We start from the raw sequence: 23,226 nt of genomic DNA, 5'->3' as shown, positions 1-23,226 counted from the left end.
CACGAAGTGGTTAAACCTCTCAATAACCGCCAGTGAAACTGGTGGTAAGAAAGATGCTCCAACATAATGGCTCACAACTCTGAAGGAGTTGAACTTTAAGTGCTATTCAGAAAGTTTGACCCCTACAGGGTCAGGATAGTAGGGCTTCGTCGCTTTCTTATCCACGGGTTACACCCGTGGTTATTATAAAGTTCAATCCTTTCAGGATTGTTATTTAGTAAGTCATGTATGGGTCATTCCGAGTAGCATTTTTAAGCTTCAAGGAACATGATAGTCTCATGTATAAAACGAATCAATTAACCACGAAGTGGTTAAACCCCTCAATAACCGCCAGTGAAACTGGTGGTATAAAGATGCACAAATATGGCGCATCTCAACTCTGAAGGAGTTGAACTTCAAGCGCTATTCAGAAAGTTTGACCCCTTCAGGGCCAAGATATCAGATATCGATCGCTTTTTCATCCTCGGGTTGCACCTGCCTCCCGGCATAGGCAGGCCCGTGGTTATTTTAAAGTTCAATCCTTTCAGGATTATTTTTTTAGATATGTTAGGGTCAATGAATCCAATAACCACGAAGTGGTTAAACCCCTCAATAACCGCCAGTGAAACTGGTGGTATAAAGATGCACAAACATGGTACATCTCAACTTTGAAGGAGTTGAACTTCAAGCGCTATTCAGAAAGTTTGACCCCTACAGGGTCAGGACAGCAATTATTTGTTGGCTCCTTTGCCACGGGTTGCACCTGCCTACCGGCAAAGGCAGGCCCGTGGTTATTGAGAGGTTCAATCCTTTCAGGATTATTTTTTTAGATATGTTAGGGTCACAATGAATCAAATAACCACGAAGTGGTTAAACCCCTCAATAACCGCCAGTGAAACTGGTGGTAAGAAAGGCGCTCCAACATAATGGCTCACAACTCTGAAGGAGTTGAACTTCAAGCGCTAGTCAGAAAGTTTGATCCCTTTAGGGTCAGGATAACAGATATCGATCGCTTGCCTAGCCACGGGTTGCACCTGCCTGCCGGCAAAGGCAGGCCCGTGGTTATTGAGAGGTTCAATCCTTTCAGGATTTTTATTAAGTAAGTCATGTATAGGTCATTCGGAGTAACATATTTAAGCTTCAGGGAACATGACAGTCTCATGTTTAAAAAGAATCAATTAACCACGAAGTGGTTAAACTCCTCAATAACCGCCAGTGAAACTGGTGGTATGATGACGCTCAAACATGGCGCATCTCAACTCTGAAGGAGTTGAACTCTTTTTCTCCCCTCAAATCATTATATTCAAGGTAAATATTTCACTATGCTACGCTGCATTTTCACTTTTACTCTTCTTTTTTACTCGGTGGGGATATATGCTCAGGAAAGGCCGAAGATTTTAATCACTTATTTTTCACAATCAGGAAACACACAACAAATGGCAGAGGCTGTAGCAAGAGGAGCCAACTCTGTCGATTCAGTTGAAGTACTTTTATTGGCTATCGAAGAGGTAAAGGTTGAAGATTTACTTCAAGCAAAAGGTATCATCTTAGGTTCCCCAGTGTACAATGGCAATCCGGCACCCCCAGTTTTGGAATTCATCAATTCATGGCCTTTTGAAGGGAGACCCTTGAAAGATAAAATAGGGGCAGCATTTTCTACCGGAGGAGGAATCTCTATCGGCGAAGAAGGAGTCATGCTTTCTATCTTGAAGTCTATGCTAATTCACGGGTTGTTAGTCATGGGTGGGGAAGAAGTCGAAGCAGCTTTTGGAGCTTCCGCAATCACCGATGAAGGCCCCTTTCAAATGGATTCACTTGATCCGATATTTTTGAAGAAAGCTGAAAATTTGGGAAAACGTGTTGCGAACAGAGTCCTTAGCTTTCAATAGATCTACCTAAAATTAAAAGGCATTTTTTTAACAACTCATTATGCATACATCATTAAACTTCCATATAACAATGAAATACATATTTTGCTTTTTATAAAAAGCATTATTACAAAATAGTTTTTTAAAAAACCATTTTATATTTTTGCTTTCTCAAGAAATCGCCTATGAAGCATCTCATAGAAAAGTCAGACAGAAAAATTCAGCTTGTAAAAGGGAAACCTAAGCGGTACTTATTTGACAAAATTGACTGGAGCCAAAGGCTGATATTGATCTTGGGGTACCGAGGTGTTGGAAAAACAACTCTCCTACTGCAATACCTTTCAGATTCAAATACTAAGGGAATTTATTTAAGCTTAGATGATTTTTTCTTTGAGTCCAATAGACTAATTGAAACTATCTATACACTCTATCAAGAGGGCATTCGATTGTTCTTGTTGGATGAGGTACACCGTTACCTTTATTGGTCAAAAGACCTTAAGCAACTTTACGACGATTATCCTGATATACAGGTAGTTGCCACAGGGTCCTCTATTCTTGACTTGTCAAAAGGAAATGCGGATTTATCAAGAAGAGCATCAGTTTATAAATTGAATGGCCTTTCTTTCAGAGAGTTTTTACTTTTTGAGAAAAAATTAACTATCCAGCAGCTCTCCTTAGAGGATATTATTCAAAAACATTCGACAATAGGACCGGAGATATTGGATATAATAAATTATCCAGAAGATTTTGGAAACTATTTAAAATATGGATTCTTCCCGTTTTTCAGAGAAGCAAAAAGCACTTATTACCAAAAGCTGGAAGAAACCATCAATCTAGTAATTGAAACGGATATAGCACCTTTTGAAGATTTGCAGCATTCCACTGTAAGAACCATGAAAAAACTACTTTTTGTCATCAGTGAATCAGTCCCTTTCACCCCTAATATTAACAAGCTTTCAGAAAAATTAGAAGCCCCCAGAAACACCATTTTGAGGCTTTTAGATTATTTAGATCAAGCACAAATTCTAAATTTGTTGAGATCTGATACGAAGGGTACAAGCTTTTTACAAAAACCGGAAAAAATCTTTTTAAACAATCCGAATTTCATTCATCTCTTCTCTCCCGCACAACCTGACTTAGGAAATATCAGAGAGACCTTTTTCTACAATCAAACCAGCACCGTGCATGCCGTAACTTCATCCAAATACTCCGATTTTTTGATCGACGAAAGCTATGTCTTTGAAATCGGAGGACCTTCGAAAAGCACTGAACAAATTAAAGGCTTACCCAACGCATATCTGGCTTTGGATATTAAGGGAGGAAATCAGAAGCGGATTCCACTCTGGTTGTTTGGCTTTTTATACTGAGCCAAAAAGCCTAGACAAAAAAATAACCCCGCCTCAGACCAAAGCGGGGTTGTATACAATTGGTTAGTTTTCAATTAAAGGGCAGACATATATTTGTCAAAACCGTTGTCTGTGGAAACTTTGAATCGAATGTCAGTTCCTACATTCTGAATAGTATAAAGTTTGTGCAATCCCTGAGGATCCTCTACTCTTTCAGAGTGAATCAATTTGTCTCCATCGAAAATCGAAACTGTGATTTCCTTAGCGTCTAAGTTGCTTACAAGCAAACGGTATTTGTTAGCCTCAACTTTAGTCACTCTTGAATACACAGAAGGAGTTTCAGCGATGAAGTTTTCGAAAGTAGCAGTTCTTAGAACTCCAGACTGATCTAATACTTCCACTGAATAAGTACCTTTAGGCAAAGCCGTCAAATCGTATCTTTTTGCAAAAGCTTCATCTTTCACGATTCTGTCTCTAAGTACTAATCTGTTGTCACTATCCATGATTTTTACAATCACAGTTCCCAGTGGCGCTTCTGATACTGCCACAGTTACTTTCGAAGGTTCTGACTGTCTGATTTCAACAGTCTTTTCTGATCCTGCTGCAAAGGCTCCTGTTACCATCCCGGCAACAAAAAGCATAGTCATTAATGATTTCATAATAATTGGTTTAATAGGTTCTTAGATTTCTGTTTTAGTGTAACCCGGAATGGCTGATCCATTCGGAAGGTATTTTGGGTCACAGGGTCCATCGGGTCTGATGGTTTTGTTTAATTAACATTACAAAGGTAGCTAACGGGATCTTAATTACAAATGTTTCAAAAAAAATTATGTTTTATTTGATATTCCTCAATTTTAAAGTGTATTTATTGAAAATACAATAATTATTTCCCGCTATCGATTGCGAAAGACATGAAATATCGCAAAAGATATATTTTAAAGAATTTAATTTTTATTTTACTTTATTTACAAAATCATGTCATAACATGAAATTAGATTTAGGCTATTTCGCAATCGATTGTACCAAAAAAATATTTTTTCAATCTTTTTCATCAATTGTGGTGTTTTATAAGAAAAGCGGGAATTAATCAATGTTTCAGAAGAGAATAAAACCTGAAATCAGCTCTTTTAGAAGTATGGTTATTCTCATCTCAGGGGGAATTCACATTTAATAAAAATTCGTATGAAAGCTATTTGGAATAATCAGGTGATCGCAGAATCGGATCAAACAGTTGTCATAGAAGGAAATCATTATTTCCCCCGGGAAACTGTAAAAAAAGAATACCTAAAAGATTCCGACACACATAGCACCTGCCCTTGGAAAGGTCAAGCTTCTTATTACAGTGTATTGGTAGATGGAGAGCTGAACAAAGATGCTGCTTGGTACTATCCTGACCCAAAGCCCGCCGCTTCAGTAATCAAAGACCGGATTGCTTTTTGGAAAGGGGTGAAGGTGACATAGTAAGGAAAAATTAAGATCAGACTATTTTATTTCAAATATTCCAAATCGCATAAAATCTTCTTCTATATCTGGATTGATCAGTCGGATAAGAAGACGGTTGCCCGGAAGTGCCATTTGAATCTCACCATAGGGAATCCGAATATCACCTGAAATCTGTTTCCCATCTTTGAATAAAATCAATCGGTGATAATCAGGGTCTATGGTAGTATCATAGGATTTGAGCTCGGCCAACTTCTTTTCGAAAATACCCATTGAGATATCCCTAAGATATTCAAGTGCTAAGTAACCATTGTCCCAAGCATGGAGAGCGAAGTTTCTGGCTGATAAAATTCTACCTTTAAACTGAGGTAAATAGGATAAGGACAACTTAGAGCTTTTCAATGCGTCAAATGATTCATGATCAATCTCGATTTGATCCTTCTTCTCCAAAGTCCGGGAATCAAAAATGGTAATTTGATTATCAAAACTTGTGGTCACAAATAATTGCTTTCCATCCGGACTTTGGGTATATATGGCAGAAAGCATATTTTTCATACTAATATCCATTTTGGAAAAAATTGAAATATTCCGAGCCGGAATAAGACCAGTTGATTTTCCGGATTTTAAATTAACTCCTTCAATTAAATTGAGGCTCTCAAAATTTCTTGCAAAAGAAAAAGAAAAGGTATTTGTAATAGTCGTGATCACCACATTCTCCCCTACAGAATTTTTTAGTATAGCCAGTTTTTTTGGATAATAAATAGTAGATGTATTGAGCGGATTAAATCTTGTCTTTTTAATCAAATTCAATTTACGGTCATAGAGCAAAATTTCAATTGGAGTTTTCCCCCAAATATTCCCATCCTCAGTAAAGGCAAGACCACTCAAAGGAGAAACATGCTCGTTTGGACCTTCTCCATAAAGATTTCGAGAAATGATCTTATTTCCTTTGGCATCAAAAAGGCTGATTTCAACACCATCATCCTTACTTTTTGTATATCCTAAATAGATTTGATCCTTTTCAAAATAGTCTAATATCCCAATCTCATAAAAACTGTCAATTTTAAATTCAGAGACTTTTCTAAGGCTTACTTGGGCGAAGGTTGTAGAAAACCATAAAAGCATTAATAAAGATGTATAAATAGGTTTGCTCATATTTTACTAGGATTAGAGGCTGTCTCAAGACTCAAATGAGAAGCCTTAGAATTGAATATTTGAAATTGAACTGAGATCCCTGCCAGTAAAAATCAGAGGCTTTCCCTATTTATGAGACAGCCTCTTGATTTTTTTCAAGATTATCCCATACCGCCTGATGAACAAGTGCAGGACGCATTTGGGTATTCATCTTGAGGGCAGTTAAAATTCATAGTGTTAAATGAGCAGTCATTGACACTTGTTCCTCTTGGAAGACCTGGAGTACAACGGATTTCACAATTTGAACCGGACCCAATTCCCCCAGTAACCATCTTCATCTGACTTCTTCCCAAAATTTCATTGGTGCTAAGTCTCAGCATTTCTAAGCTTAATTTTTTCATCATTGTAATTTTTTGATGTGAACTTACTCCAGAACGGACCATCCAATCTGTAATTCTTTAAAATTACTTGGCTACAAACTGAATACCTATACCAATTTTACTAAATTCTAGTAAATATTTACTCAATTAGTTGAAGGGAATCTCCATTGGGTTGATTTTTTTGTAAAAGCCAAAATATCTCTAAGAATACCGCCCAAGAATTAAAAAGGACTCCTAAAAATCAATAACCCAGGCTCATCCTCAAAAGAAACAGCAAGATAAAAAGTCGAATTCCTGAGGAACATTTTCTTAGGTTTGAGTATGATTCCTTCCAATTGGGTCTCCCGCGTCAAGGTTAAATTCAGATCATATTCAAATAAGTAGGTGTCAAAAGAAACACCATCCGAAGCCAATCGATAGCCAAGTCTAAAGAGCTTTTGATTATTTTCATCCACCACAGGTCGGAGGAAATTCATTTGCTTTTCTAATTTCTTTTTAAACTCCTTTTCTTCCGTTTCATTTTTAGCTCTGAATATTTCATCAACCGGTACCAAGTCTTCAAAATATTTTGAGCTGTTAGGTTTGGTGTTTACCGTGTCCCCATTGTTCAGGTATGCGGTCATATTGGGTAAACCACGGTTTACGACTAGAATCCCACCGGGGAAATCGTTGATTACAAAAGAAGGAGAGTAATAGAAAGTAAAGGATTTGACCATGGAAATCATAGACAAATTTTTAACCAAGTCGATAGAAGGAATCCCTCTCAGAAGAAAGGAGTCCCTTTTTGAATTATAGCTGATGATCTCCGATTCTATGGTACCGATTTCTCCTGTCGTGAAGTGGAATAGTTCATCTTTAAAGAGAAAACCTATATTCGAAAATTTCTTGGCTAATTCAGGATTAAAATAAAACAGATGATCCACCCGTATCTTATCCATTAGTTTCCCTTCTTGGTTAAAAGAATAAAACACATTGTCACCTTGAGCGATGAAGTTTTGGTCATCCAATCTTTGGAAGTCTATCAGCCAGTCTCCAATACCATCCTGTCCTTCAGAAGGCATTTTTAAGGTCGAGAGAAGTTTTCTTGTTTTTAAATCGAGGGTGTATAAGAATCTTTTCTCAAGGTTGAAAATAGAATAAGTTGACGCATCATCAGACATCGCTGAATAAGCCAAGAACTCCCCTTCTTCTCCGAGGTCGATGACTTCATCTTTGGATTCAAAAATAAGTGTATCAATTTTAACTGAATCTTTTGATGAAATAATTGTAGAACTATCATTACAAGAGAATAACAAGCTGATACAAAGCACCTTGATAACTAAAACTCTTTTCCTAAGGGCAGAAAAAAAGGACCCTATCTTAAATTGAAAATTACGATAGGGTCTTTTAAAACAAGTTATTGATTGATTTCTGTGCATTGAGCTATACCTGATTCACAATGTCCCCCACCAGCGGCCTCTGCTGTAGCTTTATCCGAATAAGTACCTGTCCAGCTTCCTGTACTGTTGTAGCAAACACATCGAAAACGTCCACCTCCTACAATTGATTTCATGTGTTTATAATTTGATTTTTATTTGCCACATGGAATGCCCTATATAATCATCCCCCTGTGTGAGAAACCTTTCTCATGGGCATTTCATCTGACTTCGCCCGAGCACCTCTTCTGAAGAAAGTCTGAGCATTTCTAAACTTAACTTTTTCATTAAATATAGTAATTATGGTTAAACTAATCGATCTGTACCCCCGATCATTAGATACTATATTATTAGCATATTTAGCCAATACCTAGTAAGACATTTCTAATTTTCAGTAAATATTTACTAGGTAAAATAAGATACTTGCAGCCTCTGAGATCAAAGGTATGATAGCCTTTTGGAAAGGGGTTAAGGTGGTAGAGTGAAGAGAGTGATCAGCCAAACTATTTCAATCTAAAAATCCCATATCTAGTGAAATCCTCTTCTTCTTCTGGGTTTAGTAATTTGATTAAAAGCGTATCGTCAGGTAAAAGCATAGCTATCTCCCCATAAGGTAATTGGATATCTTCTCCAACCTGTTTACCATTTCTGATCAAAATCAATCGACGGTAGGATGGATCGCCAAAGTGATGATAGTTTCGGTTTTCAGCTATTTTCTGTTCATAAATTTCAGGTGAAATAGCTCTGATGTATTCCAACAGGACAGTTCCATCTGATAAAACGTAAATATTATCATTTTTAGCTCCAAGATTAATTGGGCCCTTAGAAGCTATATTATTCAAAGAAATTCTGGAGGATTTCAGTACGGGGAAGTTTTCGTGACGGATTTTGAGAGCTTCGGTTTTCTTTTTAGATCTCAGGTCTATTATTGAAATTTCATCGTCTAAAGTAGTGGTCAGATATAGTTTCCCCCGGCTTTTGTCTAGAGAATAAACAGGTGCATAAATTGACTGAATTGAAGGATCCAGTTTAGAAAAATTTGACCGACCTGAAACTGGCACAAAGTTGTATGTCTTTTCATTTTTTGGATTGAAAACTTCTATTAGGTTTTCTTTTAGAAAATCTGTGAATCCAAAAAAAGTGGAATATCCGGAAGGTTGACTGATAAAGGAGTTATCTCCCTTCACCCCATTTTCATAGAAGTACGTCAGTTTTTTAGGACTATATAGAGAGACAGTGTACTTGGTTCTAAAAGGAATCTTTTTCGTTTTCTTCAAATTTTGATCATACCTGTAAAGATTATGGCTGGAATGAACCCATATAGCTCCATCTTCTGCAAAGGCAATTTGATTGATAGATTCTACGATCTGATTTGGCCCCTCGCCTTGCAATTTTTCCGAGACTAAGACTTTACCATTTTCTGAGAACAAGGCAATTTTGTTTCCTTTACTCCCTTCATTGATATATCCCAAATATTGTTTTTTGGCAGGATAGTAGTCTAAAATCTTAACTGGGTTTAAAAGATCAATTTTGAATTCAGCTATTTTTGAAAAGGTGGTTTGGGCGAAGGACGACGAAAAGCACAAAAATAAAGCGAGTGCTATAGGAATAAAATTTTTCATTTTCTTAGACTAACTTCTTTCACGAACTTGAAGATAGCTAAATAATCTAAAAGTTTAGCCATGCGATTATCGGACAACCTTCCTCTCTTTTTCTATGAAAACTATCATTACATTCACCATTAAGCATACTTTTCGGTGAATTTATTCACTAAAAAGTATTACTTTTGGTGAATGAATGAAATTAGGATTCCGAGAATATTCGAAAACAAGATTTCTGCAAAGCTATTTAAGGGGAAGACTATTGTTCTGATCGGGGCAAGGCAGGTCGGAAAAACAACTTTGATTCGTGAAATACTAGAAGATCGGGAGTTTTTGTTTCTGGATGGTGATGATCCTTTGGTTAGACGGCAATTGACCAATCCCAATACGAAGCAAATCGAAACTCTGCTTGGCAATTCCAAAATTGTCTTTATTGATGAAGCCCAACGAATCGAAAATATTGGTATTACGGCCAAGATTATTCACGATCAATTCAAAAATGTACAATTGATTCTGAGTGGTTCTTCTGCCTTTGAACTTCGAAACAATACCCATGAGCCCCTCACAGGCAGAAAGTTCGAATACTTTCTTTTCCCCATTTCTTATGAAGAATATGAGCAATCGGTAGGGTATTTGGATGCGTTGCGGGATTTGGAAAATCGCTTGATTTATGGCTACTATCCGGATGTCATTAATCACCCTGGGGAAGAGCGGGATATTCTAAATGAAATCACGCAAAGCTATCTCTTTAAGGATATTCTTTCTTTTGCTTCCATCAAAAAGCCTGAGGTTTTGGAAAAAATCCTTCAAGCACTTGCCTTCCAAATAGGTTCTGAAGTCAGCTACAATGAATTGGCACAGTTGACCGGAGTAGATAAAAACACGGTTTCGAGCTATATCCGACTATTGGAGCTCAGCTGCATCATTTTCCCACTTCATTCCTTCAGCAGAAATCTTCGAAATGAAATAAAGACGACCCGGAAAATCTATTTTTACGATAATGGAATCCGAAATGCGTTGATTCAAAACTTTAACCCTTTTGAATTTCGAAATGATGTTGGTGCTTTGTGGGAAAATTTTTTGGTCACCGAGCGAATGAAGCGAAATCATTACCATTCGGCCTATGCAAATTCATTTTTTTGGCGGACAAAGCAACAGCAAGAAATTGATTACTTGGAGGAAGCAGGTGGGCGGATTTCGGCCTTTGAATTTAAATGGAACCCTAATGCCAAAATCAAGAAACCATCTGTATTTTTAGAAGCCTACCCAGCTGACTTTCAAGTAATTTCCCAAGATAACTTTAGGGACTTCGTGGGAATGGTGTTAGAGTCAAGATAAATGATTGAATATTCATCCCTCAAGTCAATTTGTTCCTAACCGCTTAAATAAGCTGCTTCCTTCCCGAGTTATCTCCGAAATTTCCTGGATTTCCTGGATTTCTTTTAAGGAAATGAGCTTATCCTAGTGCTTAGAGATTAACCATAAGCTAATGCGATGAAGTCTTTTGAATCGGGTTAGTTGAAGTGAGTGGGTTCTTGAAGTGAAGAAAGGGGTTATTTGAATAGGCTCAATGAAAGTCATTGGTGAATCAATTCGTTCCCTATTTTTCAATTTGAATTACTTGGTCTATCAGCTCCCCGTCCAGACTCCTACCCTCCACCTTGATCCGAAGGCGGTCGATTCCATAGGGCACCTTAACTTTTACCTCAAATACACCATCAGTTGTTTCTGCAAGTGGATCCCAATAGATCGTTGGCTTTTTGGTCAGATAGCGATCTGATGGCGGACTTTTGGGAAACTCTGGAAAAGCAGTAAACCCGGGAATTGAAAAAAATTGGAAGCCTTCGGAATTGAACTTGGTCTCGATCTTAGGCCCTGTTTTAAATCCATCTCTAGTTTGAATCATAATCACCCCTGCATAGCCTGCCATGCCGAATATTGGGGCACTGAAGGTATACACCTTAATAGACTTTAATTCAGGGTAAGTGTATGATTCCAAAATATTCCAAAAATCATCGCTACTTAAAAAAGGATATTGAGTTCCATCAATGATTAGTAGAGGGACGCCTGTTTTTTGTCCGAAATTATAATTTCCAATGGTAGATCCATTTAATCCCAGACGAGCATTAATAGCGTAAGGAGATAGTGTCAATAGCTGCTCCTCATTTACCTCCCGGTCTGGCGCTCCATATCCATAATTTCGCTCAGCCATAGTCTCTCTCTCACGAGTTTCCTCTTTGACAAACTCTTCCAAAAGGATGTAATCTCCAGAGGTATCCAAAAAATAATCCTTGGATGAAATAGCTACTTTTCTGTAGGTAAGTTTAGGCAAAGCAACTCCAAGTTCTGGTTTACCTAGTGATTCTAGTTCGACTGATCCAAATGGTCTGAGCTTCTCATTCATGGCAGCCACTGCTATCTGGGCGGTGTCTTGATAGCTTAATCCAGTTGCCCAAAAATACCCCAAAGAATCTGTCATGACCTGACCATAATCTTCCAGATCTCCCCGGACTATCGTGATGGGCTGGATTAGTCCCTGCCGTTTATTCTCCGGCGTAAATTTTCCTTTTAAGGATATTCCGTACTCCACAGGATGGCTTAGACTACTCTGAAAAGTTTCAGGCAAGCCTTCATCCAGCCATTCTATAGCATGCTCGAGTCGAATTCCCTGATTCATTTCTACTACTTGATCAGCATCAGTAATAGATAGCACAAACTCCCCGTCGATAGGATTTTCAAATCCGTCTAGAAAATCCAACTTTAGGTCCATTACCCGATAGTTCAGTGAATCACTAAGGGTATAATCTGCCTTTACCATTATCGCATCTGAAAAAACTTCTAATGCTTCTTTCTCCATCTCAGGTATATAACCCTCCTCCATCACCACAAATGGAGCTAAAAACTGATCATCCATCGGGAAATTTCGATTCCAATGGGTATAAGCCCGAATCACATAATCACCCGGTTTCATTTCCTTGGGCAAAACTAGGGCTCCTGAGATTTTTCCCTGCTGGATTGGAAAGGTGGCCGATTGGATGATTCCGGAGTCTTCGGTTATAAGATCCACATGGACTACACGACTCAGCGAATCGGCCAGGAATGCATCTTGGTAAAGCATTTGTCCACCGATCCATGCTGTCTCTCCAGGGTAGAAATAGGGTTTGCTCAATGTAAGCCAGACTTTTTCCCGAAGCCGATTGAGTTGGCTAGATCGGCTCATGATTACCTCATCAGCTATTAGCTCTTCTATTTTAAAATCGGTAGTTGGGACAAAATCAAGTGGTAAAGCTCTGGCAACTCGCCTTCTCCCAAGGTAGCCAGAAAGAACTAGCTGGGTGGGGTTTAGTAGTACTCCATTTCGATCGACATCATAAAATCCCTCCGGAGCTTGGAGCCAACTAATCGGATGATAAATTGTCGTGTAATAATCGTTGGTCCATTCCTTCTTTAAATGATGCACTTCCAATGTTCCTTGAAGGAAAATTCGAAAAGTTCCGTCACCAAGTGGTCTTCGTAAAATAGAGTCTTTTCGGATTGGAATGATGGTTTTATTCAACTCTTGAAGAAAGTCATTGCTCCGAAATCCATCAATCGGAGCAGGTTTTGTTTTAAACAAGGCAAAATCACTTGAGTCAGGAGTATTAAGCAAAATAGATTGATTCAGATGTTTTAAAGAACCATAGTAATTGGCTTGTCGAGCCTCTTTCCAGCGGGAACTTGTCGCCAGACTATTGGATTCCATAGCTTCATAAAACACCTGACCATAAAATCTGGAACCATCTCGCAAAACTCGAAAATCCTCTAGATAATAGGTTATATCGTAACCAAGCGCATCATTTAAAATATGTATAGGTTCTTGGGCTGAGGCCTTCAGGTAATTTTTCCCATTTTTAACCTTGACTTTTTCAAAGTCAATTACCCATGGATTCAAAATCTCAATTTGTGATTTGTATGGATCGTCGGGAAGGGCCAGAAACACTTCTTCAAAGGTTTTTAAGTTCCTCTCCCAAGACTTATCCCGTTTGGATTTAAGTTCAATCTCAGTGAGATTGGATTCGTTGAATGATAGCTCAAAAGTCACTTTCACCTCGCTTTTTCCTTCAAAAGAGATCATTTTGACTTCGGTCACATAGCCTACAAATGAGGCGACCAATTCAATCTGCGAAGGAAAATCCCCGGATATATTAAACTTGCCTTCCGCGTCGGTAGCAATTCCCTGAGTGGTGTTGTTTACAAAAACATTGGCAAAGGGAAGCGGGAGTCCAGTATCCTTTTCAATAACTAATCCACTGACTGTTTGAGCAGTAATATCTCCAAAGGCAAAAAATAAAAAGATAAAATAGAGAGCTCTCATGGGTGGTCCAGTTTAGATAAATAGCCTGAATGTTTCAATTTTTTTTTAATGAAAGAGTTGAAGAAAATTTCCTCGATATCTTTTCTGATTTTATACACCACCACAAAGTGCTGCTTGTCCCAATGAACTATCAAGGGCAGAGGGGCTTGTTTCAACTTTTTATAGCTTAATTTTGCCCCAATCGTTTTAAATCCCATTGCCTTAGCCGCATCACCGAGTTTCAATAGGCTGCTTCCTTCCCGAGTCGTCTCCGATATTTCCCGGGTTTCCTTGAGGGAGATCAGCTTTCCATAGTGCTTTGCGATTATTCTCAAGCAAGTAGGCCCACAGTCTTTGGAGTTTGGTTGGTTGTAATGGGGGAAGGAATTTTTCAAAACAATAATTTAGTTTCTTTACTACATTATGCGGTAAAATACAATTTGTGGATTTTTCTCTAAGCCATTCTCCTTATCCCTAAGAATGGAAAAATACCTATCTTCTTTAATAGGCCTTGGAATCATTTCATCTGTGATCTCCTGATTGAATAATTTCTTTAAATGACCTAAGGGACTATTACTTTCTAAATCAATCACAAAAGGATAAGGATAGTTGTCATAAATCACGCGTAAAAAAGCATATTTATCAGACATTACAATTTGGCTTATACTCAATTGTAGTAAACTATCAAAACCAATTAAATGAATTAAATACTCTGGGGTCAATTTACCGTCTTGATGTCTAAAAATCGTATCTCTATCGGTATGAGAAGAAATCTCTCCCCGAATAATTGGCATGTAAAATAAGCTTGAATTACCTACTCGGCTTAATATCCTGGGAATGGGATGAATAATGTTGAAATTAGAATGAAAACTGTAGACGGGACTTTCCTTATTCAGAATTTCAAGACTATTGGGTTTAAGTGAGTTTATCATCACCTCTCTAGGATGCTCTTTTGTTCCATTTATTGTTTCCTGAACTACCAGAAGCGTATCATTTTCTTTATAAAAAGATATAGGATGCCCCAGAAGTTTACTGCTTGTTGATTCAAATTTTCCTTCGAGGCTGTAAGTAAGAATAACCATTTTCTGCCAATCTGCCACATAGACAATGTTTTTCTTTTCATCTAAGTGAAGTGCATAGGGCATAGCATATTCATCTGGCCCTTCACCAAACTCTCCAATTTTCAAGAGAAACATACCATTATTATCAAATTTTAATAACCCTTGTTTTCTATCTAAAAGAAGGAAGAAGTTTTGCGAAAAAACCAAGTCTTGGATTGATGTAAGGGGAGGGTTTCCAGGAACCTCAAGATTAATAGAGTCTAATATTTCAATTATGAACTCTGGTGAATCGCCTTTCAAAAATTCAACATGAATTTCTACAGTATTAGCGGATTCCAATGTTCCGGAATAGTCCTTTTTCTTACAGTATTGAAATAGGCTAGCTAAAATTAAAAAGAAGATTAATGTGGTATTTTTAATAATTGAATATCGGGAGTTCATAATATAAATCTATTAGATTATCCGCAATCATGCAGTATACCATATTTCTATTTGACCAGATATATGACCAGTGATTGAAGCATCGGAATTTTATTGATTTAGGCTAATACTAAGCCATACTCATCATCTTTCTTGTAAAAAGTAGAATAATCATACAAATCTAATGAAAATCTAAATTCCTATATTATAAATGAGATTTCATTTATCTTTCATATTTAAGGTAAGTCTAAAAATTTTAAGTAAATTATCATTTGAATCTATGTTAGAAGATCCTAGCATATATAAATCTCCATTTCGAATAATCATACTAGTAGGATTCAATTTCTCAGGAATAAAATCAGCCAATGTATTCCCTTGTGGATCTATAACAGCAACTCGATTAGGATATTTTTTTTTCAATTTTCTTATATTTTTTATAATATCTTCAGTGGATTTTCCTTGAAGTTGCTCACCTAATTTCTGATCATTGATTCCTGGGAAATATACTATCACGAAATAATCCAGAAGTTTTTTAATGGACAAAATTTTACCTGATGTAAAAGAATGATCAAAAAATCTAAATTTTGAAGAAAGTTTATCAAGCCCGTTAAAGGATCGGTAGCTATTTAATTTAAGAGGTAGACTAGACAATAGTTGGTAAGGTGGAATTGGACTATAATTATATATAGTAGGCTCTATTCCAAAAACCACATGTAATAAATTTTTATCAAAAGTATAAACAGGTGACCAAGCACCCTTAAAAAAATACTTGTTTTTTTGGAAAATACTACTCTTTGGAAATTTTAAAAACGTGGTTGATTCTTTTGATTTTAAGTCAAAGACATAAAATATTTCTACATTACTAAACTCTGATAAATCACTATGTTTCAGATTTACTATTTCATTATTTAACAAAAATATTTTATCTCCAAAATTCTCCAAACTAAAACTTAAATCCGATCTTGAAAAGTATTGTCTTTGAACATCAGAAAAAGAAATTATAGAGTCAATTTCTCCTGTCATTGAATAAGTGATAATCTCTTCAGATCCGAAAACAACTATTCCTTCATGGTCTTTAAAAAATAGGGCAGACAAAAGGTGAATATTATTTTTTTTATAATTTTGATCCAAGGAAAAAGAGTTTTGTAAATTTCCATTAAAATCCAAAATTTGTACTTCTTGAATAGAGTCTGATTTTTTTATAAACAGCAACTTCTCCAACACAGGGTCTAAGTCTTGAAAAAATAAATCGGGATCATTAAAAACCTGAATACTATCTACTATTTCTAAACCTGGGAAATCTTTAGATTTTTGATTCTTTTCACTACAACCAAAAATAATTAAAAGAAAATAAAGATAAATGAAAATTCTCACGACATTGATAATAAATTAAGTCAAAAATAAACCAATTCTATCAAAAAAACAATACTAATATTAGTAAGTTTTTACTTGGTAAAAATTTTTTAGTTAGTTATATTTATTTTAATATTTATCTAATTAACATGAATTATGAATCAGAGTTTAATTTTTAGAGGAAATATCCTTATTTCAATACTTCTTTTCACTGTATCAGCATCATTTATTTCTTGTAATAAAATTTTAGAGAATTCTAAAAATGAGATAATTCATTCCTATCGTCTTGAAAAAGAACATGAATTTCTAATTCACTCCTTAACTTCTGTTGAAATATTAGATTACTATCCAGAAGAAAAAATATATTTAGGATATACCTACACAGCTAATGGGAAAGAAATTTTACTTCTAGATGAAAGTGGAAAAATACTACTACAAAAAAATAAACAAGGAGAAGGACCAGATCAACATTCTGCAAATTTATCATGCTTAGCTTTTTCCGAAACAGGTGATATATGGGCTATGACCAGTGTAGAAATTTTACTCTATGATAAAAATTTAAAAGTAAAAAAACGATTTAAATATCAACCAAGCAATATTCTTCATCTTTACACTATTTCTAAGAAATTTTCATATTTTAAAAAAGATACAAGTAAATCGGATATAACTTTTGCTACCATCCCTACTGGAACCAGCAGATTCAATCCTCAAAGTATTAGAAATTTTAATAAAGCAAAACTATTTGAGCTATATGATCAAAAAAGTTCATCAATAAGTGAATTTTCTTTTTTATCTGAACGGCAAATAACAGATGAGTTTCTAGGATTAGTAGGAGGTTTTTACGCCCCAATTTATTCAATAGATGCAAAATCCTCAAAACTATTTCTTACAAGCACATTCGATGGTGAAATAACTATTTATGATTTATTGAAAGAAACTCTCATAGGAAAGATATCTATCAAATACGAAGATCCAAGCGCTGTAGACTCATCTTCGAAATTAAAGCTTGAATCGATGTCCAAAACACCTGACGGATGGTTAAAGAGCCCAAAGAACCAGAGTATTCATGTACTCGAAAATGGGTTGTTTGCTATTGAATATATCAGGGAGGTTTTAATAAACCCTGGTCATAAAAATACAGCCGAGATATCTGAAACCATTTATAATAATAGATTGATTTTATTTAATCAGAAAAACCAACTTAGTAATGACATAATTATTCCTGAGCGTGGCATAATAATGACAAGTTTACCGGGAAATCGCCTTCTTGTCAAATTAGTGAATCCCGACAAAGAAGAAGATTTTACCCGGTTTACTATATATAGGATTGAGATAATATAATTTTTTTACCATATCTCATTCCATAATTATACTAAAGGAATATTGCTTGAATTGTTTCAATTACATGAACAATATAAAGAAGATAATCCTACACCTTGAAGACAACCTGCACTACAACTAGGAACAGAGTGTTGTTTTGGAGCCCCTCCATCAGGGCTTGAACAAGTAATGTAGCATGGACCTGACCCATAACCTCCGGTAATCCTCTTCATCTGACTTCTTTCCAAAATCTCATTGGTGCTGAGTCTGAGCATTTCTAAACTTAATTTTTTCATTATTTTAATTTTTTTAATGTGAACTTACTCCAGAACGGACCATCCGATCTATAATTCTTTTAAATTACTTGCCTATCAACTGAATACCTATACCAATTTTACTAAATTCTAGTAAAATTTTACTGAATTATCTATCCACGATTTCCCTTAAAATTATCACTCCGCTGTAGGCTAAAAACCGTATCTCTTCATCCAACAATTTCAGTACTTGTTTTTCATCTATTAAATCAAAAAAAGTACTCACTTTAGTTACCAACTCACTCATTCCGGTATAGTCATCTTCCTTGAGGATAGACAAAAGGTAGGATCCAATAGGCCCTAAGAGATATTCGATGACTTCCTGATGATGCCTGTCCCAAAGCAGTATCGTTTGATAATAATGAGGAGGAAGTAAGAGATTGTTTGCAATGGGATTAATTTTGACCCGAGTGAACAACACGGAATTTTGAGACCAATCCCATTCAGAGAGGATTGATTTGCAATTTGGAGCCAATTTAAGCTCGGCCATTTCTTGCCAGCCTTTATTCGTCAGCACCTGATTGGCAGATTGAATGGCTGGAAACTCATCACCCATTTCTGAGTTTTCCTTATGAAATAATTCGATTAATCTAAGCTTCTCTTGTTCAAACTCATACACATCATCCAAAACCCTGAGGGTATGCGGATCGGTCAATTTTCTGCCCAAATTATCCTTCAATTCAGAAATGGTGAATTCTTCCCTTTCCAAGGAAATGCCTTCTTTTTCACAGATGGCAGAAAGGATTTGATCTGTTCTGTAAAATTGCTGGGTTTCGGGTTTTGATAGATAGTTAGTAGCAAATTTTTTAGGGTTAATTGGAAGATCTCTTGATGCGTAGGGAACTGTTTTTTCAGAAGACGCTAATTCATCTTTTTCAAAGAGATTCATTACCCTGGCAAAGTATTCGGGATAATCCAGTCGTAATCGATGCGCTAATTGGTCACAAACCCAACCGTTTTTCTTATAATCTCCCAAGGCATGCATAAAAGCGATATCATTAGGCAAGTGATGAAAATTGGCAAAAGATTCAAAAAAAGAAGGATCGTAAACGGTGTCCAATAGATACTTCACCTCCATGCTTTGGTCAGTACTCAGGCAATGGAAAATATACTGCTCAACTACCGCATTGAAATTTACAATTTGTGAAGGACTTAAAGATTTAATCTGTTCATGATTAGCTGCAATAAACTGCTCAACCACCTGAAAATAATCTTTGAAAAATGCATAATTATTTCCCCCAAATATCCCGGCATTACTAGCCTTGATTTCCTTTCCCTTGTCGATTTGGTCTTTAATCGGCTTTGGAACAAGTGGAAAAGAATCGCCGACGAGCCCGACCAACTCTTTGTAATAATCAAAATCTTGCTCGATGTTCTGGGCTATCAGTTGGCCGGAAATAAGTTCTTTGGGAAATGGGGCATAAACAAAAACATCCCCGTCCACATTGAGGAAAGGTTCTTCATGTAGTGTATAGGAATATATTTTTTTCATTACCCATAAGCCGGGAATTTGAACTAAATCTAAATCATCCAGTTCAATTCTCACCTTTTTATAAGGTAATTGCAATTGATCAATTAGCAACTCTTTTCCCTTCCTATCGGTAATCAATTCCAGGTCTTCGTAAAATTTATGAAGTTGTAGGCTACTAAGCGCCCAACTCATCACATGATACGGAGCACTGCACCATCCAAAACTATCTTTCAAGGGGTCTTTTCCCTCATCAATCCAAAATGTGTGAACAATCTTCATCTAATTAACCGTTATTGACCTAAACTTGAAAAATAAGCGCTCGGCCACACTCAGTTCTTCGGTGATGATTTCAGCATTTCCCAACAGTTCCTGATTAAATGGGATTTCTCTATTGAAGGAGGTCATTGTCCCTTGGGGTAGTGTGGCATATATCAAGTAGTTGAATTCTTCGTCAGGAGACACCGAAATGCTGGAAATCTTCCCGATTAATGCCCCATATTCCTGAAAAGGATGATTGTCCAATTTGATCAGGACTTTTTGGTCAATGCTCACTTTTCCGGCATTTTGAGCCGCTATTTTCATGGCGCCCATTAGCTCGGATTTATTATCAGGCAATACGGTAAACACTAGTTCCCCTGAATTGACTTGCTGATTGGCTCCCCATACTTTTTGGAAGCTGACTATACCATTAATGGAAGATTTCATCAGATACAAATATTCCCAATCCCGTAAACTCCGCTTAAGTCCTTGATAGGATTGGATTAGGGCTTTCAATGACCTCGCTTCCTCTTCTTCCCGATTGATGTTGGTGTTCTTGATTGTTTGATAAGCCGAATTCAGTGTTTCCTGCAATTGAGAGATGGATATGGCCATCTGATTGACCTGTTCTTCCATCTGCAAATACTCCATTTCACGGGATTCAAAATCCTTATCTGCAATGACCCCTTGCTGATGGAGGTTTCTGTTACGTTCGTAGTCGATTTTGGCTAATGAAAGTCTTCTGTTAAGTATTTCCTTTTGGGATTGTTGGCTGCTTATCCTTTTTTTAATTTCTTCAATGGACGCCTTGGCACCTTCCGTCTGCTGGACAAAAGGTTGGAGCTCTCTAATCAAACGATACTCCATATAGCTTCTTTCGAATTCCAAAAATGGTAATGCTATTTCCCCCAAAACCAACTCAGAAATGGTGTCGACAGGAAAAAAATAGTCATTTTCCTTCTCAAAGGGTTCTTTCTCTAGGGTAGTCTTCAAAAAGAGCACATCTTCCAACCTAGCTGTGCTCTTGAAACCTGCCAAAATCTGCCCACTTTTTACCTGATCTCTATTGTTGACAAATATGCTATCAATTTGACCTGTAAACCGGGCTGCTATTCGTTCTGTTGGCTCAGCAGTAGTAACCAATACTTTCGCTTCCACAAAATCAGGATATCGGATCAAAAAGGATAATCCTATCAAAAGAGAAAGCAGAATAAATATCAAAGTAATTCCCCATCGTACCAACCAGGCCGGGGGCCGGGAAATAATCTCCTGTACTTCTTCAGAGCGAAGGTGAAGCTTATCGTTTTGGCTAATTACAGGCATGATCAGTTTGAGTTAATCTTTTCCAGTTCCAACTGATTTTTCACCAGATCATAATAGATGCCTTTGGCATGAACCAAATCTACATGGGGCCCTTGTTCAACGATTTTACCCCGATCGATTACAATGATCTGATCCGCATTACGGACCGTACTCAATCGGTGGGCAATGATAAACACCGTTTTGCCCTGCATAAACTTCTGGAGGTTTTCCATGACCTCACGTTCATTTTTGGCATCCAAGGCCGAAGTAGCTTCATCAAAAAAGAGCATTGCTGGATTTTTGTAAATAGCTCGGGCAATGAAGAGGCGTTGCTTCTGACCTGTACTCATTCCTACTCCTTCATTTCCAATCTTAGTATTGAATCCAAGGGGTAGAGACTGAATAAAGTCCAGAATATTGGCGATTCGGGCAGCTTCAAGCAATCTTTCCTGATCTATGCTGTCCTGCCCCACTGCTATATTGGCCGCTATGGTGTCGTTGAACACATAGCCTTCCTGCATGACCACCCCGCACTGTTCCCGCCAACTTTTAGCACTGACTGTTTTGAGATCATAATTACCATAGCGGATTTCCCCGGAACTGGGTTCATAGAATTTTAGTAGCAGCTTCATCAGGGTGGTCTTTCCACTACCACTTGCACCCACGATGGCTGTGACTTTTTTGGGCTGGATGCGTAGGTTAATTCCAGTCAATACAACTTCCTTTGCACCGACATAGCGAAAGGAGAGGTTCTTGGCTTCCATGGCCTTGCCAGGTTCAACTGTTCTGGCCAGCTGTTTTTCAGAATTTTCTTCATCTTCTTTGTTATGGATTTCATTGAGTCTTTCCAGGCTGATGCTGGCATCCTGGAAAGACCGAACAAAGCCTACCAACTCATTGATGGGGCTATTCAACTGTCCAATGATGTATTGCAGGGCCAGCATCATGCCCAAGGTCAGGTTTCCTTCGATCACGAGTACGGCAGAAGTAAAGGTGATCAGGATATTTTTGAGTTCGTTGATCACGGATGAGCCTACCTGCTGGGTCTGCTCTAGGGTTAAAGATTTAATGGATATTTGAAATAATCTGGCCTGTACAAATTCCCAAGTCCAGCGTTTCTGCTTCTCGGCATTGTGCATTTTGATTTCCTGCATGCCATTGATGAGCTCGATCACAGTGCTTTGTTCCTGGCTCAACTGGGCAAATCGCTTGTAATCGAGTTCTCCGCGCCGCTTCATAAAAAACAGCACCCAAACAAGGTATAGCACACTACCACCAAGAAAGATTGAAAAAATAGTAATGCTGTAATAGACCAAAACAACGCCAAAAACGATCAGATTGAAGAAAGAAAACAAGGTGCTGAGTGTGGTGCCTGTCAAAAGGCTCTCTATCCTACGATGATCGCCTATTCGCTGCATGATATCCCCGGTCATCCTAGTATCAAAGTATGAAATGGGAAGATTCATCAGCTTGATGAAAAAATCCGAGACCAGTGAAATATTAATCCGAGTAGTCAGGTGCAGCAAAATCCAGCTACGAAGCACTTCCACACTCATCCTGCCCAAAAACAGCATAATCTGTGCAAAGAGAACCAAGTAAATAAAATTGATGTCCTGATTTTGGATCCCAACATCCACAATGCTCTGCGTCAGGAAAGGAAAAATTAGCTGCAATAAACTACCTACCAGTAGCCCGATGGCTAATTGCGCAATCAGATTTTTATACTGGAACAGGTAGTTGAAGAGGAAACCAAGCGAACGTTTTTCTTTTTCCTCCCATTTCATTTTTCGGAAGGCTGGAGTAGGCTCCAGTAAAAGCGTGACCCCTTCCTGTGTATGCTCAGTGGCATTATTACCGATCCACCGGGAGATAAACTCTTCTTTGGAATACGAGATCAAGCCGTACGCAGGATCAGAGATATAGACGGTATCTTTTCTGATTCGATACACAACCACAAAGTGCTGCTTTTCCCAATGTAAAATTAAGGGCAAAGGGGCTTGAATCAACTTTTCAAAGCTTAACTTTGCCCCAATAGTTTTAAACCCCATCCCTTCAGCTGCATCACTAAGCTTCAATAGGCTGCTTCCTTCCCGAGTCGTCTCCGATATTTCACGGATTTCTTTAAGGGAAATTAGTTTGCCGTAGTGCTTTGCGATTATCCGCAAGCAAGTAGGACCACAGTCTTTGGAGTCTGGTTGTTTGTAATGGGGGAAGGTAATTTTCAAATCAAA

General features: G+C 37.4%; 19 protein-coding genes. 6 read left to right on the top strand and 13 right to left on the bottom strand.

Annotation, left to right across the window (positions count from 1 at the left end):
* Positions 1–363 precede the first annotated feature (363 nt).
* The 3 genes from BM073_RS17945 (at position 364) to BM073_RS07085 (ending at position 3,214) form a co-directional block, all read left to right on the top strand.
* A complete protein-coding gene (locus BM073_RS17945; protein ID WP_139217462.1) occupies positions 364–651 on the top strand; it encodes a hypothetical protein in 288 nt (95 codons plus the stop codon).
* Between the two features lie 650 nt (positions 652–1,301).
* A complete protein-coding gene (locus tag BM073_RS07090) occupies positions 1,302–1,868 on the top strand; it encodes a flavodoxin family protein (protein ID WP_091652492.1) in 567 nt (188 codons plus the stop codon).
* Between the two features lie 164 nt (positions 1,869–2,032).
* Complete coding sequence (locus BM073_RS07085) at positions 2,033–3,214, top strand: ATP-binding protein (protein ID WP_091652489.1); 1,182 nt, start codon at positions 2,033–2,035, stop codon at positions 3,212–3,214.
* 74 nt (positions 3,215–3,288) lie between these two features.
* Here BM073_RS07085 and BM073_RS07080 read toward each other — a convergent pair whose 3' ends face one another.
* Entirely contained in the window at positions 3,289–3,852 is a 564-nt protein-coding gene (locus BM073_RS07080) for a hypothetical protein (RefSeq protein WP_139217461.1), read from the bottom strand.
* 523 nt (positions 3,853–4,375) lie between these two features.
* Here BM073_RS07080 and BM073_RS07075 point away from each other — a divergent pair.
* Positions 4,376–4,654, top strand: coding sequence for a DUF427 domain-containing protein (locus tag BM073_RS07075; RefSeq protein ID WP_091652484.1), 279 nt, complete (start codon positions 4,376–4,378; stop codon positions 4,652–4,654).
* A 21-nt stretch (positions 4,655–4,675) separates the two neighbouring features.
* On the opposite strand, the gene BM073_RS07070 is transcribed toward BM073_RS07075, so the two are convergent.
* From BM073_RS07070 to BM073_RS07055, 5 genes are all read right to left on the bottom strand, one after another.
* A complete protein-coding gene (locus tag BM073_RS07070) occupies positions 4,676–5,788 on the bottom strand; it encodes a hypothetical protein (protein ID WP_091652481.1) in 1,113 nt (370 codons plus the stop codon).
* A 140-nt stretch (positions 5,789–5,928) separates the two neighbouring features.
* Positions 5,929–6,171 carry a hypothetical protein gene (locus BM073_RS07065; RefSeq protein WP_139217460.1) on the bottom strand — a complete coding sequence of 81 codons (243 nt, stop codon included), beginning with the start codon at positions 6,169–6,171 and terminating at the stop codon, positions 5,929–5,931.
* A 197-nt stretch (positions 6,172–6,368) separates the two neighbouring features.
* On the bottom strand, positions 6,369–7,457 hold the full coding sequence (locus BM073_RS07060; protein ID WP_175557864.1) for a DUF4221 family protein: 1,089 nt from the start codon (positions 7,455–7,457) through the stop codon (positions 6,369–6,371).
* Positions 7,458–7,543: 86 nt separating this feature from the next.
* The gene (locus BM073_RS18035; protein ID WP_175557863.1) at positions 7,544–7,699 is read right to left on the bottom strand and encodes a hypothetical protein; all 156 of its coding nucleotides are present in this window, start codon (positions 7,697–7,699) and stop codon (positions 7,544–7,546) included.
* A 366-nt stretch (positions 7,700–8,065) separates the two neighbouring features.
* Positions 8,066–9,184, bottom strand: a complete 1,119-nt coding sequence (locus BM073_RS07055) for a hypothetical protein (RefSeq protein ID WP_091652473.1) — start codon at positions 9,182–9,184, stop codon at positions 8,066–8,068.
* Between the two features lie 171 nt (positions 9,185–9,355).
* Between BM073_RS07055 and BM073_RS07050 the strand changes: the two genes are divergently transcribed.
* The gene (locus BM073_RS07050) at positions 9,356–10,501 is read left to right on the top strand and encodes an ATP-binding protein (protein WP_091652471.1); all 1,146 of its coding nucleotides are present in this window, start codon (positions 9,356–9,358) and stop codon (positions 10,499–10,501) included.
* A 262-nt stretch (positions 10,502–10,763) separates the two neighbouring features.
* Here the strand turns inward: BM073_RS07050 and BM073_RS07045 are convergent, their stop codons facing one another.
* The 4 genes from BM073_RS07045 to BM073_RS07030 all read right to left on the bottom strand — a co-directional run bounded on the left by BM073_RS07045 (position 10,764) and on the right by BM073_RS07030 (position 16,351).
* Complete coding sequence (locus BM073_RS07045; RefSeq protein WP_091652468.1) at positions 10,764–13,517, bottom strand: carboxypeptidase-like regulatory domain-containing protein; 2,754 nt, start codon at positions 13,515–13,517, stop codon at positions 10,764–10,766.
* On the bottom strand, positions 13,514–13,891 hold the full coding sequence (locus BM073_RS07040; RefSeq protein ID WP_091652466.1) for a cysteine peptidase family C39 domain-containing protein: 378 nt from the start codon (positions 13,889–13,891) through the stop codon (positions 13,514–13,516). Before BM073_RS07040 ends, BM073_RS07045 begins: the two co-directional genes overlap by 4 nt.
* Before the next feature lie 21 nt (positions 13,892–13,912).
* Positions 13,913–14,998 (bottom strand): DUF4934 domain-containing protein, encoded by a 1,086-nt coding sequence (locus BM073_RS07035; RefSeq protein WP_091652463.1) that lies wholly within the window; start codon positions 14,996–14,998, stop codon positions 13,913–13,915.
* 198 nt (positions 14,999–15,196) lie between these two features.
* Positions 15,197–16,351 carry a hypothetical protein gene (locus BM073_RS07030; RefSeq protein WP_091652460.1) on the bottom strand — a complete coding sequence of 385 codons (1,155 nt, stop codon included), beginning with the start codon at positions 16,349–16,351 and terminating at the stop codon, positions 15,197–15,199.
* A 135-nt stretch (positions 16,352–16,486) separates the two neighbouring features.
* Between BM073_RS07030 and BM073_RS07025 the strand changes: the two genes are divergently transcribed.
* A complete protein-coding gene (locus BM073_RS07025) occupies positions 16,487–17,671 on the top strand; it encodes a hypothetical protein (protein ID WP_091652458.1) in 1,185 nt (394 codons plus the stop codon).
* A gap of 402 nt (positions 17,672–18,073) precedes the next feature.
* Here BM073_RS07025 and BM073_RS07015 read toward each other — a convergent pair whose 3' ends face one another.
* From BM073_RS07015 to BM073_RS07005, 3 genes are read right to left on the bottom strand one after another with little or no spacing between them, the layout of a single operon-like run.
* Positions 18,074–19,714, bottom strand: coding sequence for a DUF6734 family protein (locus BM073_RS07015; RefSeq protein WP_091652452.1), 1,641 nt, complete (start codon positions 19,712–19,714; stop codon positions 18,074–18,076).
* A complete protein-coding gene (locus BM073_RS07010; RefSeq protein ID WP_091652449.1) occupies positions 19,715–21,016 on the bottom strand; it encodes an HlyD family secretion protein in 1,302 nt (433 codons plus the stop codon). It abuts the gene before it with no gap.
* 2 nt (positions 21,017–21,018) lie between these two features.
* Positions 21,019–23,214, bottom strand: coding sequence for a peptidase domain-containing ABC transporter (locus BM073_RS07005; protein ID WP_407639970.1), 2,196 nt, complete (start codon positions 23,212–23,214; stop codon positions 21,019–21,021).
* Positions 23,215–23,226 lie beyond the last annotated feature (12 nt).

This window comes from Algoriphagus ornithinivorans, from assembly GCF_900115305.1.
Lineage (GTDB): Bacteria > Bacteroidota > Bacteroidia > Cytophagales > Cyclobacteriaceae > Algoriphagus > Algoriphagus ornithinivorans.
The sequence above is the reverse complement of the archived record's forward strand: the minus strand, read 5'-3'. Positions and strand labels throughout refer to the sequence as shown.